Annotated in this window: 9 protein-coding genes; 5 read left to right on the top strand and 4 right to left on the bottom strand. The window is 67.3% G+C overall.

What is annotated here, in order from left to right:
• Positions 1-87 precede the first annotated feature (87 nt).
• Complete coding sequence (locus tag DAT37_RS17025; RefSeq protein ID WP_109525754.1) at positions 88-2,124, bottom strand: CocE/NonD family hydrolase; 2,037 nt, start codon at positions 2,122-2,124, stop codon at positions 88-90.
• Between the two features lie 107 nt (positions 2,125-2,231).
• Positions 2,232-2,930 (bottom strand): TetR/AcrR family transcriptional regulator, encoded by a 699-nt coding sequence (locus DAT37_RS17020; RefSeq protein ID WP_109525753.1) that lies wholly within the window; start codon positions 2,928-2,930, stop codon positions 2,232-2,234.
• Between the two features lie 155 nt (positions 2,931-3,085).
• Here DAT37_RS17020 and DAT37_RS17015 point away from each other — a divergent pair, with 155 nt between their 5' ends.
• Positions 3,086-4,015 (top strand): NAD-dependent epimerase/dehydratase family protein, encoded by a 930-nt coding sequence (locus DAT37_RS17015; protein WP_109526044.1) that lies wholly within the window; start codon positions 3,086-3,088, stop codon positions 4,013-4,015.
• A 120-nt stretch (positions 4,016-4,135) separates the two neighbouring features.
• On the opposite strand, the gene DAT37_RS17010 is transcribed toward DAT37_RS17015, so the two are convergent.
• Entirely contained in the window at positions 4,136-4,462 is a 327-nt protein-coding gene (locus tag DAT37_RS17010) for a hypothetical protein (protein WP_109525752.1), read from the bottom strand.
• 258 nt (positions 4,463-4,720) lie between these two features.
• On the opposite strand from DAT37_RS17010, the gene DAT37_RS17005 reads away from it, so the two are divergent.
• The 4 genes from DAT37_RS17005 (at position 4,721) to helR (ending at position 15,061) form a co-directional block, all read left to right on the top strand.
• Positions 4,721-5,425, top strand: coding sequence for a GTP pyrophosphokinase (locus DAT37_RS17005; RefSeq protein ID WP_109525751.1), 705 nt, complete (start codon positions 4,721-4,723; stop codon positions 5,423-5,425).
• A 401-nt stretch (positions 5,426-5,826) separates the two neighbouring features.
• On the top strand, positions 5,827-10,368 hold the full coding sequence (locus tag DAT37_RS17000; RefSeq protein WP_109525750.1) for a HAMP domain-containing protein: 4,542 nt from the start codon (positions 5,827-5,829) through the stop codon (positions 10,366-10,368).
• Positions 10,365-12,752 carry a SpoIIE family protein phosphatase gene (locus DAT37_RS16995; RefSeq protein WP_109525749.1) on the top strand — a complete coding sequence of 796 codons (2,388 nt, stop codon included), beginning with the start codon at positions 10,365-10,367 and terminating at the stop codon, positions 12,750-12,752. Before DAT37_RS17000 ends, DAT37_RS16995 begins: the two co-directional genes overlap by 4 nt.
• A gap of 191 nt (positions 12,753-12,943) precedes the next feature.
• Entirely contained in the window at positions 12,944-15,061 is a 2,118-nt protein-coding gene (helR, locus tag DAT37_RS16990) for an RNA polymerase recycling motor ATPase HelR (protein WP_232839807.1), read from the top strand.
• A gap of 45 nt (positions 15,062-15,106) precedes the next feature.
• Here helR and DAT37_RS16985 read toward each other — a convergent pair whose 3' ends face one another.
• Positions 15,107-15,778, bottom strand: coding sequence for a TetR family transcriptional regulator (locus DAT37_RS16985; RefSeq protein WP_198654305.1), 672 nt, complete (start codon positions 15,776-15,778; stop codon positions 15,107-15,109).
• Positions 15,779-15,798: the final 20 nt, after the last annotated feature.

Below are 15,798 nucleotides of genomic sequence, written 5' to 3'. Positions count from 1 at the left end.
CGTGCGGCGTCGGCGATGCGCGGTAGTGCGCGTGGCATCAGAATATATGGGACTCGCGGTCCCATACAATACCCGGCGGCGCTCCGCTCACCATCCGGGATCGCCGAGGACCGGGATGTTGACCCAGCTCGGCCGACTCGGATCGAGTTCCAGATGCTGCGGTTTCAGCTCGCTCTCGTTGAGCAGCGGCCGCAACGGCAGGCCACGGGGCAGGTTCAGCGCGTAGACATCGATGCGCAGGCGATGCCCCGGCTGGAGTACGCCGTCGGTCGCGGCCAGACCGATATCGACCACGGTCGGCTCACCCGGCACGATCGGCCGCCGCGAGTCGAGGGTGAGCACCGGATAGGGATCGGTGTAATCACCGCTCGGCGACCGGGTGGCCTTCGCGTCGTCCACCGCGCGCAGCGACGCCTGGAGCTGACCGCTGGTCCACACGGTCGACCGCCCGTCCGGCGCAACATCGTTGACCGTCACCGCCCAGTACCCGTCGGTGCTGTCGAGCACCGTATTCAGGTGGGCCGCAACGGGTCCGGAGATGACGGTCGGCTCGGTGACCGGCGCGCTGGTGAATGTCAGCGCGGCCGCCTCGCTGATGCGGGAATCCTTCGCGCACACGTCGAGCACCGCGGTCACGCCCGCGGTTCCCGTGGCCGAATCACGCGAGCACAGCGTAAGCAGTTCGGGAGCGACGGTCAGCCGCGCCGCGCCGCCGGGAGCCGTGGCGAGCGAGCCGTCATGCGCGCTGCGCGCGGTGCCCGAGACGGCCGGATCGAGATACATGCGCCGGTATTCGGCTCCGGGGCGGGGGAATTCGGTGCCGCCGACCCAGCCGCCGCCCTGCTGCCACAGCGTCACCGGATCGTAGGTTTCGATGCCGTTGTCGATGCCCTTGAGCCAATGGTCGAACCACGCCCGTTGCAGCACGTCCAGCCGCGGCGGCCCGCCCGGCTGGCCCAGGCCACTGCCGGTGGTCAGATGGTAGGTGTCGCCCATGATCAGTTTCTTCTGGTCGGCGGGGACGTTCACCGCGTCGTAGACCCGAGGGGAGGAGTAGGCGAAGATGTCGTGCCAGCCGCCGTAGACGAAGGTCGGGATCTCGATCCTGTCGGGATGACCGAGCCAGGCCTGACGCACCGGCGTGCTGTCCTGGAGCAGTCCCATCAGGTTTTCCGGAATCTCGTCGACACTCGGCACCGTCAGCGCGGCGAACAGGTAGTCGAAGAACGTCATCGGATCCTGCACGCGGTCGGCGAGCCATCGCCAGTCGAACGTGCCAGTCACGATGGACCGCACGTCGGGCACCCATTTGGTGCTGTTGACCGCGAACAGCCACAGCGGCAGGAAGCCGATGCCGACACCGCCGCCGGTCGCGGCGATATCGCGCATGAGATCGCTGCCCGGCACCACCGGGAAGATCGCCCGCAGCGCCTCGGGACCGCGTTCGGCGGTCTGTAACTGGTTGATGGCCGAATACGAGATACCGCTCATCCCGACCTTGCCGTCCGACCACGGTTGCGCGGCGGCCCAATTCACCACCTCGACGCCGTCGGCCTGCTCGCGCTCGCCGAAGACCTGCCAGACCCCTTGGGAGAAACCGGTTCCGCGCACATCGACGACGACCTGGGTGTACCCGCTCTGGACCAGTTTGCGATCGACGGCGAACGTTCGCGCCGCACCGGCGGGCAGCGCCTTGGTGATCTCGGTGAGCCCGCCCAGGCCGAGCCCGGACAGATCGAAGCGGTTGAGCACATCCATCAGCGCGTCACCGAGCACCGGAACACTCAGCGCCGAATCGGCCACATTGGACACGAGTTTCGAATACGGCGTCAGGTTGACGATGGTGGGCGTGCGTTCCCGGATCGGTTGCCCCGTGGCGTCGGCGGGCCGATACACGTTGCCCTTGAGCACGGTGCCGTCACTCATGGTGATCGGGACGTCCCATTCGATGAAGACATTCGGATAGGCGCGCGGCCCGTCGTGCGTGGCGGTCCACTGCGCGCCGAGCGCTCCGCCATCCGGCACCGCCCGCCCGGATTGCGCTGATATCACACCGGTGCTGATCGCGATCGCCGCCACCACGAAGGTGACCGCGACCCGGACGAGACGACGCCGTCTGTTCATGAGTCCCCACTCGTTCCGATGTCACCGACGACATCGCCTACCTACTGGCGGGTAACTGTAACGGCGCGTACACCTCCGGGCAACAGGCAATCACCGAGTGTCGCGATTCAGCGACCGAAACCGAGCATGTCCAGGAATCCGTCGAGTTGCAGCTCGAAGAGTTCGTCGCGATCGGCGAAGGTCTCGGTGCCGTACTGGTCGAAGACGTCGAAGGTGACCGCGCCGAAGAGGGCGGGCCACACCGTCACCCCCCTGGCCATCAGCCAATCCGGTACGTCGAGACCGAATTCCGACCGGATCGCGGCGAAGCTCGCGGCCAACGGACCCGACAGTCGCGGCAGCGGATCGGGCGGAGTCAGCAAACCCCGCGCGTAGGCGTCGGCGAAGAGTGCCTGCATGGCGACGATCACGCGAGTGCCGGGTTCGACGGTCTGCTCGGCGGGCGCGGCATACCCGGGCACCGGTGTGCCGAAAAGCAATCCGTACCTTGCCGTTTCGGCGCGCGCCCAGTGCAGTACCGCGCGGCCGAGCACCCGCAGCCGCAGCGCCGGATCGTCCGGGGCGTCGGCGAGCGCGGCGTCCACCGCGTCCCCGAGCGCGTTGTATCCGTCGATGACGAGCAGCGTCAGTAATTCGTCACGACTGCTGACGTAGCGGTACACCGCCGAGGACACCACACCCAGGTCGCGCGCCACCGCGCGCAGCGACAGCGACGCCGCGCCGTCACTGGCCAGGTGTTCGCGGCCGATCCTGACGATGTCCTCCATGGTCTGGGCGCGAGCGCGGGAGCGGGGTGTCGTCGGCATGGGACCACCATGCTCGCACTAGAGAGCGTTGTCAACTAATGAGAGCACTGCTCTTGACAACGTCGTCGGACATCGGCCATGCTCGATGTCGTCAGAGAGCGTCGCTCTCAAAAGAGATCACCGCCCCCGAACGGGGCAACGAACGAAAAGGATCAATCATGTCGCTGCATATCGTCATCGGAGCCGGACCCGTCGGGCTCTCCGTCGCCGAACAACTCGCGACCTCCGGTCACACGGTCCGCGTCCTGACCCGGTCCGGCGGCGGCCCCGATCACCCCCTCGTCGAGCGTCGACGCGTCGACATCAGCGACCCGGAGCAACTGGCCGGACGCTTCGACGGCGCCGCGGCCGTCTACCACTGCGTGCACGCCTCGAAATACGAGGCAGCCACCTGGTGGAAGGAACTGCCCGGCATGGAACAACTCGTCATGGACGAAGCCGGACGGGCGGGAACCGTGGTCGCCTTCCCCGAAAGCGTCTACTCCTACGGCAGGGTCACCGGCCGCATCACCGAAAACCTCCCCCGCGACGCCGATTTCGGCAAACCAGCGGTCCGCGTCGCCCTACTGCGCGCCCGCGAAGCCCACACCACACCGACCGTGAGCGTCGCCGCCGCCGACTTCCTCGGCCCCCACGTCCGCACCTCCGTGGCGGGCGAAACCCTCTTCGCTCCCCTGCTCGCGGGCAAACGCGCCAAAGCGCTCGGCAGGCTCGACCTCCCCCATTCCTTCACCTACGTACCCGATCTGACCGCCGCCATGATCCGGGCCGCCACCGACCGCGAACTCTGGAACTCCTTCCTGCACGCTCCCACCGCACCCGCGATCACCCAACGTCAACTGATCGGCCTGATCGGACAGGTCGCCGGAATCGACGACCCGAAAGTCACCGCCCTCGCCCCCTGGATGATCCGCGCGATCGGCTCGGTCAACGGCCTCATGCGGGAAATGGCCGAGATGAGCTACCACCTCGCCGGGCCGATCGAATTCGATTCCACCCGCAGCGAACACCGCCTCGGCCTGGAAGCCACGCCCCTGGACGAGGCGGTCGCCGCCACCGTCGCCTGGTGGAAAACCCAAGGGTGAGTCCACCCGATCCACTGCGGCCCCGACACATGAGCGGTAGCACTGACAAGGGCCGGATATCCTTCGCCGGGTGCGATGCTGCGCGCGGTCGGCGACAGCGGCGGGTAGTCCGCGTCCGGCTCAGCTCGCGGCGCCGCAGACGCGATTGAGTTCGTCGGTGGCGGGGTCGAGATCGGTGATGTTGTCGTCGACCAAGGCGTTGGCGTAACCGACGATGGCGGCCTGCTCCTCACCACCGGCCAGCACCGCGAGACCGGACAGTCGGTCGGACAGACCACGCGCGGTGGCATCGTCGAGGTTGCCGCCGCTGATATCGACCGCGGCGTTGATGAGGTCGACCGCCTTGGCGCAGATCGGGGACTGCGCGTGCGCGGGCGCGGCGGGCGCGACCTGCATGGCGGCGGCCGCGGCCACGGTCAGCAGAGCGGCGGAGAAGAGCTTGATCATGACGTCCTAATAGTTTCGACAATGGTTCGGGTAGAGCTTCGCGCAGGAAGTATCACCCATACCTGTTGTCGCGCCACATCGGTGCGTGCGGACCGCAGCGCGTGAGCGGCGCTGGAAATTTGCCGCGTACTGTCGATGGCATCGGGACGGACCACCCCACGGGCCACGTTCCCGGTGGACTGTGCAGCGAGACGGAAAGGCGAGGTCGTGGCGGAAGAGGTTGGCGACTGTCGCGATCGGCCGACGCAGGACGAGGTGATGATCGGCTTCATGAGCCGGATGCGCGACGAGATGACGCGTTTCGTGATGGAGTACGAGTTCGCGGTGAAAGAGCTGCTCACGAAGGTGACGATCCTGCGTGAGGAATTCCTGCATCTGCACCACTACAACCCCATCGAACACGTCACGTCCCGGGTGAAATCTCCCACGAGCATTCTGCAGAAGGCGATCCGCAAGGACATCGCGCCCGAACTGCCCGCTCTGCGCGAGCACATCACCGATATCGCGGGGGTGCGGGTCACCTGTAGCTTCATCAGCGATACCTACCGGGTGCTCGAGGCGCTGACCTCGCAGGACGACGTGCGGGTGATCGCGGTCAAGGATTACATCGCCCACCCGAAGCCGAACGGCTACAAGAGCCTGCACGCCCTGGTCGAGATCCCGGTGTTCCTGTCCACCGGGCCGCTGAACGTGACGGTCGAACTCCAGGTTCGCACCGTCGCCATGGACTTCTGGGCGACGACCGAGCACAAGATCTTCTACAAATACGACGGCGATGTCCCGCAGCGGCTCATCGACGATCTGACCAGCGCCGCCGCGACCGCGGCGGAACTCGACCGCCGGATGGAGCAGTTGCATACCGAGGTGCACGGGGTGGACGGCAGGAACCTGGGTCCGCAGCGCGAAATCGATGACGAGGTCCTCCGGTACCTCACCGAGCACGCGCGCAGCCCCCGGACCTGACACCGCCGGGCGGCCCTGGCAGCCGAACCGCCAACGGCCGGGGCGTCGTCGGCGATGAGATCGTGCTCACAGACCGATCCTTCCGCCGGGAACGCACACTCGGACCGTTCGGCGTACTCCTGGAGCGTCACAACGGGATTCGTTTCGACTCGAGCGGGGGCAGCGAAGAGACGCGATGGCGGGATCGTGCCCACGACACGCTCCTTCAGGATTGGTTTCGGCGATTCGGGGTACTCGGTTCGGCTCGAGTCAGGACTGGCCGCAGCCGGACACGTAAGGTTTTCCCGGGAACAAGTAGTACATAACCGTTTCACGGGCCGACGCGCCGAGACGGAGCCGGTGTTCCCGCCTGGACCGGATCGATTCCGCTCCAAGCCCTTTTGCCGATACGAGGTTTGGTAATGACGGACACAGCGGCGCCCGCCGTACGGGCCGCGTCGGAGCACGTCCAGACGGCCCCCGGTCAGGTGGAGCTGCATCAACTCCTGGCCGGGCTGACGGCGGTACGCGACGGCGACTTCGGCACCCGGCTGCCGACCGACGCCGATGGATTACTCGGCGAGATCGCGACCGTGTTCAACGGCATGGTGGACCAGTTGTCGCTGTTCACTTCCGAGGTCACCCGAGTCGCGCGCGAGGTCGGCACCGACGGGCGGCTGGGCGGGCAGGCCGAGGTGCCGGGGGTGTCGGGTACCTGGAAGGACCTCACCGATTCGGTGAACGCGATGGCGGGCAACCTCACCAGTCAGGTCCGCGATATCGCCCAGGTCGCCACCGCGGTGGCCCGCGGCGATCTGTCGCAGAAGATCGACGTGGATGCCCGCGGCGAGATCCTGGAGTTGAAGAACACCGTCAACACGATGGTCGACCAGCTGTCGGCCTTCGCCGACGAGGTCACCCGTGTGGCCCGCGAGGTCGGCTCCGAAGGTCGGCTCGGCGGCCAGGCCGAGGTGCCCGGCGTAGGCGGGGTGTGGCGTGATCTCACCGACTCGGTGAACTTCATGGCCGGCAACCTCACCGACCAGGTCCGCAACATCGCCCAGGTGACGACCGCCGTCGCGCGCGGTGACCTGAGTCAGAAGATCACGGTCGGCGCGCGCGGTGAGATCCTCGAGTTGAAGAACACCATCAACACCATGGTCGACCAACTCTCCTCGTTCGCCGACGAAGTCACCCGGGTGTCGCGCGAGGTCGGCACCGAAGGCATTCTGGGCGGCCAAGCCGACGTCAAGGGCGTGTCGGGGACCTGGCGCGACCTGACCGACTCGGTGAACTTCATGGCGGGCAACCTCACCGCGCAGGTGCGCTCGATCGCGCAGGTCGCCACCGCCGTGGCCCGCGGCGATCTGACACAGAACATCACCGTTGACGCCCGCGGGGAAATTCTGGAACTCAAGAACACCATCAACACCATGGTCGACCAGCTCTCGGCCTTCGCCGACGAGGTCACCCGCGTCGCCCGCGAGGTCGGCACCGAAGGCAGGCTCGGCGGCCAAGCCGATGTCAAGGGTGTCTCGGGGACCTGGAAGGACCTCACCGAGTCGGTCAACGTCATGGGCGACAATCTGACCGCGCAGGTGCGTTCGATCGCGCAGGTGACCACCGCCGTCGCGCGCGGTGACCTGACCCAGAAGATCCGGGTCGACGCCCGTGGCGAGATCCTGGAACTCAAGGAGACCATCAACACGATGGTCGATCAGCTATCCTCCTTCGCCGACGAGGTCACTCGCGTCGCGCGCGAAGTCGGCACCGAGGGCAACCTCGGCGGCCAGGCCACCGTGCGCGGAGTCTCTGGCACCTGGAAAGACCTCACCGACAACGTCAATGTGATGGCCTCCAACCTGACCAGTCAGGTGCGCTCGATCGCCCAGGTCGCCACCGCGGTGGCCCGCGGCGATCTGAGCCAGAAGATCACCGTGGAGGCCAAGGGCGAGGTCGCGGCGCTGGCCGGGGTGATCAACACCATGGTCGACACCCTGTCCGCGTTCGCCGACGAAGTCACCCGCGTCGCGCGCGAAGTGGGCACCGAGGGCATGCTCGGCGGTCAGGCCCGGGTGCCCAATGTCGCGGGCACGTGGAAAGACCTGACCGACAACGTCAACTCCATGGCGAACAACCTGACCAATCAGGTGCGCAATATCGCCCAGGTCACCACGGCCGTCGCCCAGGGCGATCTGACCCGCAAGATCGACGTCGACGCGCGCGGGGAGATCCTCGCGCTCAAGACCACGATCAACACGATGGTCGATCAGCTCTCCGCGTTCGCGGCCGAGGTCACCCGCGTCGCGCGCGAGGTGGGGTCGGAGGGTCGCCTCGGCGGCCAGGCCGAGGTCGAGGGTGTCTCGGGCACGTGGAAACGGTTGACCGAGAACGTCAACGAACTGGCGGGCAACCTGACCCGTCAGGTCCGCGCCATCGCAGAGGTCACCAGCGCGGTCGCCGAGGGCGACCTCACCCGATCCATCACCGTCGAGGCCTCCGGCGAGGTCGCAGAACTCAAGGACAACATCAACTCGATGGTGGGGTCGTTGCGTGAGACCACCACCGCCAACCAGGACCAGGACTGGCTCAAGACCAATCTGGCCCGTATCTCCGGACTCATGCAGGGCCAGCGCGATCTGCACGTGGTCGCCGAGCTGATCATGGATGAACTGGCGCCGTTGGTTTCGGCGCAGTTCGGCGCCTTCTACCTGGCCGACGAGACCACCGAACGACCGGAACTGATCCTGATCAGCTCCTACGGCAGCCCGGCGGAGCCGGGTTCGCAGGTGCGGTTCACCTTCGGTCAGTCGCTGGTCGGACAGGCGGCGCGCAGCCGCCGCACCATCGCGGTGGACGAGGTACCCGGTGACTATGTCGCGATCTCCTCCGGGCTGGGCCGCACCGCGCCGGTCAACCTGCTCGTGCTGCCGATCGTGGTGGAGGAGCAGGTACTCGGTGTGATCGAGCTGGCCTCGCTGCATCGCTTCACCCGCATCCATCGCGACTTCCTGGACCAGCTGATGGAAACGGTGGGCGTCAACGTCAACACCATCATCGCCAACGCTCGCACCGACGAACTGTTGGTCGAGTCGCAGCGCCTGACCAGCGAGTTGCAGGCCCGCTCGGAGGAGTTGCAGGTGCAGCAGGACGAGTTGCAGCGCTCCAACGCCGAACTCGAGGAGAAGGCGGCGCTGCTGGCCACCCAGAATCGCGATATCGAAGCCAAGAATCTCGAGATCGAACAGGCCCGCCAAGAGCTGGAGACCCGGGCCCAGCAACTCGCGCTCGCCTCGAAGTACAAGTCGGAGTTCCTGGCCAATATGAGCCACGAACTGCGCACGCCGCTCAACAGCCTGCTGATCCTGGCGCAGTTGCTGGCTCAGAACCCGGCCCGCAACCTCACCGCCAAGCAGGTCGAATACGCGGGCATCATCCATTCGGCGGGTTCGGACCTGCTGCAACTGATCAACGACATCCTCGACCTGTCCAAGGTCGAGGCGGGCAAGATGGACATCACGCCCGAGGCCGTGCCGTTGCGCAAACTGCTGGACTACGTCGAAGCCACCTTCCGGCCGATGACCACGCAGAAGAGTCTCGGCTTCCGGGTCAGCGCGGCCCCCGGGTTGTCGCTGGACCTGCTCACCGACAACTCGCGGTTGCGGCAGGTGCTGGGCAACCTGCTGTCCAACGCGGTGAAGTTCACCGAGACCGGGTCGGTGGAGTTGCGCCTGGAATCGGCCACGATCGAGGAGTTGCCCGCCGCCGCCCGCCGTCACGGTCCGGCCATCGCCTTCCGGGTGATCGACACCGGTATCGGCATCGCCGAACATCAACTGGAGTCGATCTTCGGTGCGTTCCAGCAAGCCGACGGCACGACCAGCCGCAAATACGGCGGCACCGGTCTCGGCCTGTCGATCAGTCGTGAGATCGCCTACCTGCTCGGCGGCGCGATCACCGCGGAGAGCACACCGGGCAAGGGCAGTACCTTCACCCTGTATCTGCCGGTCGCCCGTCCCGACTTCCGAGAGGCACAGCATCCCGAGCGCGAGGACGATCGGCAGCCCGACCGTCAGCTCGAACACGCGCCCGCCCCGACCGCGCCGCAACAGCACCGCAAGCTGCTCGTCGTGGAGGAACGCCCGCAGGGATTGTTGACGCTCGTCGCGCAGAGTGCCGTCGCCGATCTCGCCGACCGTCACGATCCGCGCGGCCCGGTCCAGGTCGTCACCGCGATCGGCGTCGGGGAGGCGGCCGCGACCATGGCCTCCGAGGTGTTCCACTGCGTGGTGCTGGAGCTGGACATGCCCGAGGGCGCCGCGCTGCGTTTGCTGGAGACGATGGATGAGGACGCCGCACTGACCGACGTCCCGGTGCTCGCCCACAACAACCGGCGACTCGGCCTCGAACAGGAACACCTCCTGCAGGAACGCACCATGCGCAGGCCGCTGGAGTTGCTGTCGAGTCTGGACGAATTGCGCGAGCGCATCGCCCTGCACATCACCGCCGAAGCCCCCGGCGATGTGCTGCCGCTGGTCCGCGCCGACGAGACTCCGGCGGCCGTACCGCAGCGTCGGCACGGTCGGCTGGCAGGCCGCACCGTGCTGATCGTCGACGACGACGCCCGTAACCTGTTCGCGCTCAGCAGCATTCTCGAATTGCACGCCGTCACGGTGTTGCACGCCGAGAACGGGCGCGAGGGTATCGACGCCCTGCTCGCCCACCCGGAAACCGACCTGGTCCTGATGGACGTGATGATGCCCGAGATGGACGGCTACACCGCGACCGCGAAGATCCGCGAGATGCCGCACTACGAGAATCTGCCGATCATCGCCGTGACAGCCAAGGCCATGCTGGGTGATCGGGAGAAGAGCCTGGCGTCGGGCGCCAACGACTACGTGACCAAGCCGGTCGATGCCGACGCGTTGCTGGTCTGCATCCAGCACTGGCTCGGTACGAGATGACCGATCTCGACGTACCCGGCGCGGCGGAGGGGACGGTACCGAGCGGCGGGCCGGTACCGGAAGCGGCGGTCACCCGTCTCGCGGCCACCGTCGCGCGGTTGCGTGCGCAGATCCAGCACGCTCAAGCCACCGCCGACGGACGGGCGCTGATCGAGATGGCCAAGGGCATCATGGTCGAACGGCTGCGATGCGGACCCGCGCAGGCAGCGCGCCAACTGGAGAGGTTGGCCGAGCGGGCCGGTGTCACGTCGCTGGAACTGGCCGTCGATCTGATCAACCAGGCCGCGGATGACACGCTGAGCGCCGTGGTCGACGAATTCCCGCTGCGCACTGCCACTTCCGGGGAACCCTCGACGGTATCGCGCCTGCGTACCGCCGAAAGCGCGGTGCTCGCGACCGGCGACCCGCAGCGCGTGGCCCAGTCGATACTCGACCACGCGCTGGCGCCACTGGGGGCGTCGGCGGTGGCGATCTGGTCCGTCGGCGCGGATTCCTCGCTGTCGCTGGTGGGTTTCGCCGGGATCGACCGGCACGAGGCCGAGCGGTGGCGTTATGTGCCGCCCGGTGTCGCCACGCCCGCCCGTCAGGCGCTGATGCGACGGGAAGCGCAGTGGATCGAAGACCTGCGGACGGCCGGGTTGCCGTCGATCGGTGACCGCGCGGGCGGACGGGTCGCGATCCCGGCGGGCACCGGCGGCACGCTGACCGGGGTGCTGGAAATGTGCTGGCCGACACCGCTGGCACCGCAACCACCCCGCGTTCGGCGGCAACTGGAGGCGTTGGCGGAGTTGTGTGCCCACACCCTCGAATCCGATCCGTCCGCCGTGGGCGAACCGGATCGGCACGATGTCGCCGACCTGGTCCGCTTGACCGACAGCCTGCTCGACCCGGCGCTGGTGCTGCTGCCGCACCTCGGTGCGGACGGCGCGCTCACCGATTTCCGCATCCATCACGTCAACTCGTGTTTCGTCGATCCGGTGGGGCGTGCGCGCGGCGCGGTCAACGGCGCCCTGCTGCTCGAGGCTTACCCGTTGGCCGCGGTCGAAGGTCGACTGTTCGAACGGATCGAGCACGTCTTCGCCACCGGCGAGACCTACCGCGCCGACCGGGTCGTGCTGACCGAGCTCGTCGATCAGGTACCGCTGACGGTCTCGGCCGCGCTCAGCATCAGTCGCGACGGTGACTGCGTGCTGGTGCTGTGGCGGGTGGAGGACGAGACGGCTCGGCTGGCGGCGCTGCTGCAACACGCTCAGCGCCTCGGACGCGTCGGCGGTTTCGAGGAGGACACCGCCACCGGCCGGATCACCTGGAGCACACAGCTCTACGACCTGCACGGCCTGGGTATCGCGGCGAATCCCGTTCCCCTCGAACAGCTTCCGGACCACGTCCACGGCGACGACGCCGAATCGGTGCGGCGACTGGTGCGGACGCTGGTGCGCTACCACCGTCCCGCCTCGGCGGCATTCCGCCTGATCCGGCCCAGCGGCGACACCCGCCACATCCGGGTCGTCGCCGAGCCGGTTCTCGACCACGACGGGAACCTGCTCGCCCTGCGTGGCGCCTACCAGGACATCTCCGCACAGCACTGGACCGAGGTCGCGCTGTCGGCGACCCAGGATCGTCTCGCGCACACCGAGCAGCACGCGGCGGAGCAGAGCCGGTTGGCGCGGCAACTCCAGCAGGCGATCATGCCCGACAAACAACCGTCCATCGAGGCGTTCGGCCTGCATATCGCGGTGCGCTACCGCCCCGCCGAACAGAGCCATATGGTCGGTGGCGACTGGTACGACGCGATCGTGCTGCCCTCCAAGCAGATCCTGGTCTCGGTCGGCGACATCACCGGGCACGGCATCAAGGCCGCCACCGGAATGGTCGTGCTGCGCAACGCGCTTCGCGGCCTCGCCACCACCGGCGCGGGGCCGGGACAGATGCTGACCTGGCTCAATCTCGTCACCCATCACCTGACCGAGGATCTCTACGCCACCGCCGTGTGTGGGCTCTACGATCCGCAGACACGGGTATTGCGATGGGCTCGGGCGGGGCATCTGCCGCCGGTACTCGTGCGTGACGGTGTCGCCACGTCGCTACCCGAACTTCGCGGAATGCTGCTGGGCGCCGTCGCGGAGATGACCTACGAGGAAGCCGAACTCCAACTCGACTCCGACGACATCCTGCTGCTCTACACCGATGGCCTCATCGAACGCCGCGATCTGCCCTTGGACGATTGCGTGGAGCGACTGCTGAACCAGGCGGCGCGGTTCACCGGAGCGCTGGACGATCTCGTCGACCACGTTCTCCGGGACAGCGACGCGAACACCGACGACGACACCTGCGTGGTGGGAATCCAGGTGGGTCACGGCACCGGCGCGTCGACAGCACGGTGACGGAGGAGCGGAAAACGTCTCCTTCCACTTCCAACTTATAGCGCACCCCGGGGCTTGCGGCAAGACCCCGGTGATGCCGCACAATGGCCCACCGAAGCCATTACCTGCGGAAATGGAGTGCCGAATTGCGTGTGTTGTCGTCGACCGATGGGTCGAACGGAACAGATGACGCGAGCCCATCGACTGCCGGTGTGTTCGACCTTCCCGACCACCTGTCCCACAAGGCCGACCCGACACTCGTCGCCACCGACGAGCGGCATTTCGCCGCCATCGCGGAAAGTCTCGAGCGGTCGATCGCCGAGCTGACCCGACGCCTGGACCTCACCCGCAAAGCGCCCGTCGGCGCGGGACAGGAGGCGGTGGAGCGGGACGCGGAGATCTACCGGCTGACCTCGCGCCTGCGCTCGCTGCGACGCTTCGGCGTGGACCTGTGCCTGGGGCATATGGTCCTCGCGGACACCCCGGAGCCGGTGTATGTGGGACGACAGGGGCTGCTCGACGCCGCGGGGAATCAACTGCTGATCGATTGGCGCTCCCCCGACGCCGAACCGTTCTTCGGCGCGACCCACGCCAACCCCATGGGCCTGGTGCGTCGCCGCAGATATCGCTGGTCCCGCGAACGGATCAGCGACTACTGGGACGAGGTGTTCACCCCGGACGGGTTCGAGAGCAATGCCGCGCTCGACGATCAGTCCGCGTTCATCGCCAGTCTCGGCGGCAATCGGTCGGCCCGGATGCGGGATGTGCTCGGCACCATCCAGGCCGATCAGGACGCGATCATCCGCGCCGGGTCGCGCGGCGCGCTGGTCGTCGACGGTGGTCCGGGAACGGGCAAGACGGTCGTCGCCCTGCATCGCACCGCCTACCTGCTCTACTCCGACCCGGCCCTGCGGCACCGCGTGCTGTTCGTCGGCCCGCACGAGCCCTACCTGTCCTATGTCGCCGATGTGCTGCCCAGTCTCGGCGAGGAGAACGTGCAGTTGTGCACGCTGCGCGATCTCGTCCCCGAGGGCGCGGCGGCCGCGATCGAATCCGACCCGGAGGTCGCGCGCCTGAAATCGTCCGCCGACATGATGAAGGCGATCGAAGCGGCCGTGAAATTCTACGAACAGCCGCCCAGCGAGAGCATGACGGTCGCCACCGACTGGTCCGATATTCCGCTGAGCCCGGAGGACTGGACCGAAGCGTTCGACGCGCCCGAACCCGGTACCCCGCACAACGAAGCGCGCGAGCAGATCTGGGAACTGCTCATCACGATCCTGATGGACAAGTACGACGGTGGCACCTCGGCGGCACAACTGCGGAACTCGTTGCGGCACAACGATGAATTGCGCGCGACCCTGGACAACGCGTGGACTATGATCGAAGCGGCCGATCTGATCGCCGACCTGTGGTCGGTACCCGCCTATCTGCGCAGATGCGCTCCCTGGCTCGGCCCCGACGAGGTCGACAAACTCCAGCGCTCCGATCCCGGACGGTGGACCATGTCGGATCTGCCGCTGCTGGACGCGGCCCGCAGGCGGCTCGGCGACCCGACGGCGTCGCGACGCGCGCGTCGGCACCACGCCGCGGTCGCCGCCGAACGCGAGCGCATGTCCAGCGTCATCGACGACCTGATCGCCTCCGATACCTACGCCGACGGCGAAGGCCTGATGACCCAGTTGCGTCAGCAGGACCTGCGGGAGGTACTCGTCGACGAGACCGCGCTGCCTGGCGCCGAGCCCGATCAGCTCGGCGGTCCCTTCGCGCACATCATCGTGGACGAAGCCCAGGAATTGACCGACGCGGAATGGCAGATGCTGGTGCAGCGCTGCCCGTCGCGCAGTTTCACCATCGTCGGCGATCGCGCCCAGGCCCGGCACGGGTTCACCGAGTCGTGGCGCGAACGTCTGGAGCGGATCGGTCTGGACCGGATCGACGTGGCGTCGTTGAGCATCAACTACCGGACGCCGCGGGAGGTGATGACCGAAGCCGAGCCGGTCATCAGGGCGGTACTTCCCGACGCCAACGTGCCGACCTCCATCCGTAGCAGCGCCATCCCGGTCACCCACGGCTCGACCGCGGAACTCGGTTCGATCCTGGAAACCTGGCTCGCCGACCATGCCGACGGAATCGCCTGCGTCATAGGCGATCCGATGTTCCGGGCGACATCGCGGGTTCGATCGCTGTCCCCAACGCTGTCGAAGGGCCTCGAATTCGACCTCGTCGTTCTCGTCGAGCCGGAATCGTTCGGCGAAAGCGTCGAAGGAGCGGTCGACCGCTATGTGGCGATGACCCGGGCGACACAGCAACTCGTCATCCTCAGCTGACAGTGTCGTGGGGGTCTCCTCCGCGGGAGGCCGCCCACGGCCCGCTCACGCGCGCGGGATATCGCCGTGTAAACCGGCACCGAGCAGGTCGAACAGTTCCTCGACGACCTCTTCGAGGGTGTCGTCGCTGCGATCGGTGTGCCACACGGTCAGCCCCGTACGGACCACCGCGAGCAGGCAGGCCGCCAACAGTCGGGAGTGGCTGTCGACCACGGACGGGTCGCCGCCGCGGCGGGCGATGACGGCGGCGAAGCCTTCCTCGAGTCCGGCGAAACGTTCGGCGAGGCTGCCGACCAGGCTGCGGTCGTCGTGGAGCAGACGCGCGGCCAGTCGCATCTGCTCGGTCGGTGTCTCGCGGTTGATCAGCCCGTTCAGGGCGGTGCGCCGTACGGCGGTGAACGCGTCCACTTCGGGCGGCTGCTCGGACAGTTCCGCCTCGAAGAGGGCGACCGCGGAGGCTCGGTCGCCGAACAGTACGTCCTCCTTGGCGGCGAAATGGGAGAAGAAGGTGCGCGGGGACACATCGGCGGCTTCGGTGATATCGGTGACGGTCGTGCCCGCGAACCCGCGCTCGGCGAACAGTCGCACGGCGGCGTCGTGGATCGCTTGGCGGGTCTGCAATTTCTTGCGTTCGCGACGCGACAGGGCGACCGGATCCGATGCCGGGTCGCTTTCCCCGGTATCGGGTGAGTGGACGGTTGCCGGTGCCGAGTCCATGGGTGATGTCCTCCGAACGC

It is taken from the genome of Nocardia aurea, from assembly GCF_003123685.1.
Classification (GTDB): domain Bacteria; phylum Actinomycetota; class Actinomycetes; order Mycobacteriales; family Mycobacteriaceae; genus Nocardia; species Nocardia aurea.
This window is presented reverse-complemented; position numbering and strand designations above follow the sequence as displayed.

Bases quoted from the DNA above. Each gene is read 5' to 3' on its own strand.
- DAT37_RS16985 (WP_198654305.1), bottom strand. From the start codon at position 15,778: ATGGACTCGGCACCGGCAACCGTCCACTCACCCGATACCGGGGAAAGC.
- DAT37_RS17020 (WP_109525753.1), bottom strand. From the start codon at position 2,930: ATGCCGACGACACCCCGCTCCCGCGCTCGCGCCCAGACCATGGAGGAC.
- DAT37_RS17000 (WP_109525750.1), top strand. From the start codon at position 5,827: ATGACGGACACAGCGGCGCCCGCCGTACGGGCCGCGTCGGAGCACGTC.
- DAT37_RS17005 (WP_109525751.1), top strand. From the start codon at position 4,721: ATGATCGGCTTCATGAGCCGGATGCGCGACGAGATGACGCGTTTCGTG.
- DAT37_RS16995 (WP_109525749.1), top strand. From the start codon at position 10,365: ATGACCGATCTCGACGTACCCGGCGCGGCGGAGGGGACGGTACCGAGC.
- DAT37_RS17010 (WP_109525752.1), bottom strand. From the start codon at position 4,462: ATGATCAAGCTCTTCTCCGCCGCTCTGCTGACCGTGGCCGCGGCCGCC.
- DAT37_RS17025 (WP_109525754.1), bottom strand. From the start codon at position 2,124: ATGAACAGACGGCGTCGTCTCGTCCGGGTCGCGGTCACCTTCGTGGTG.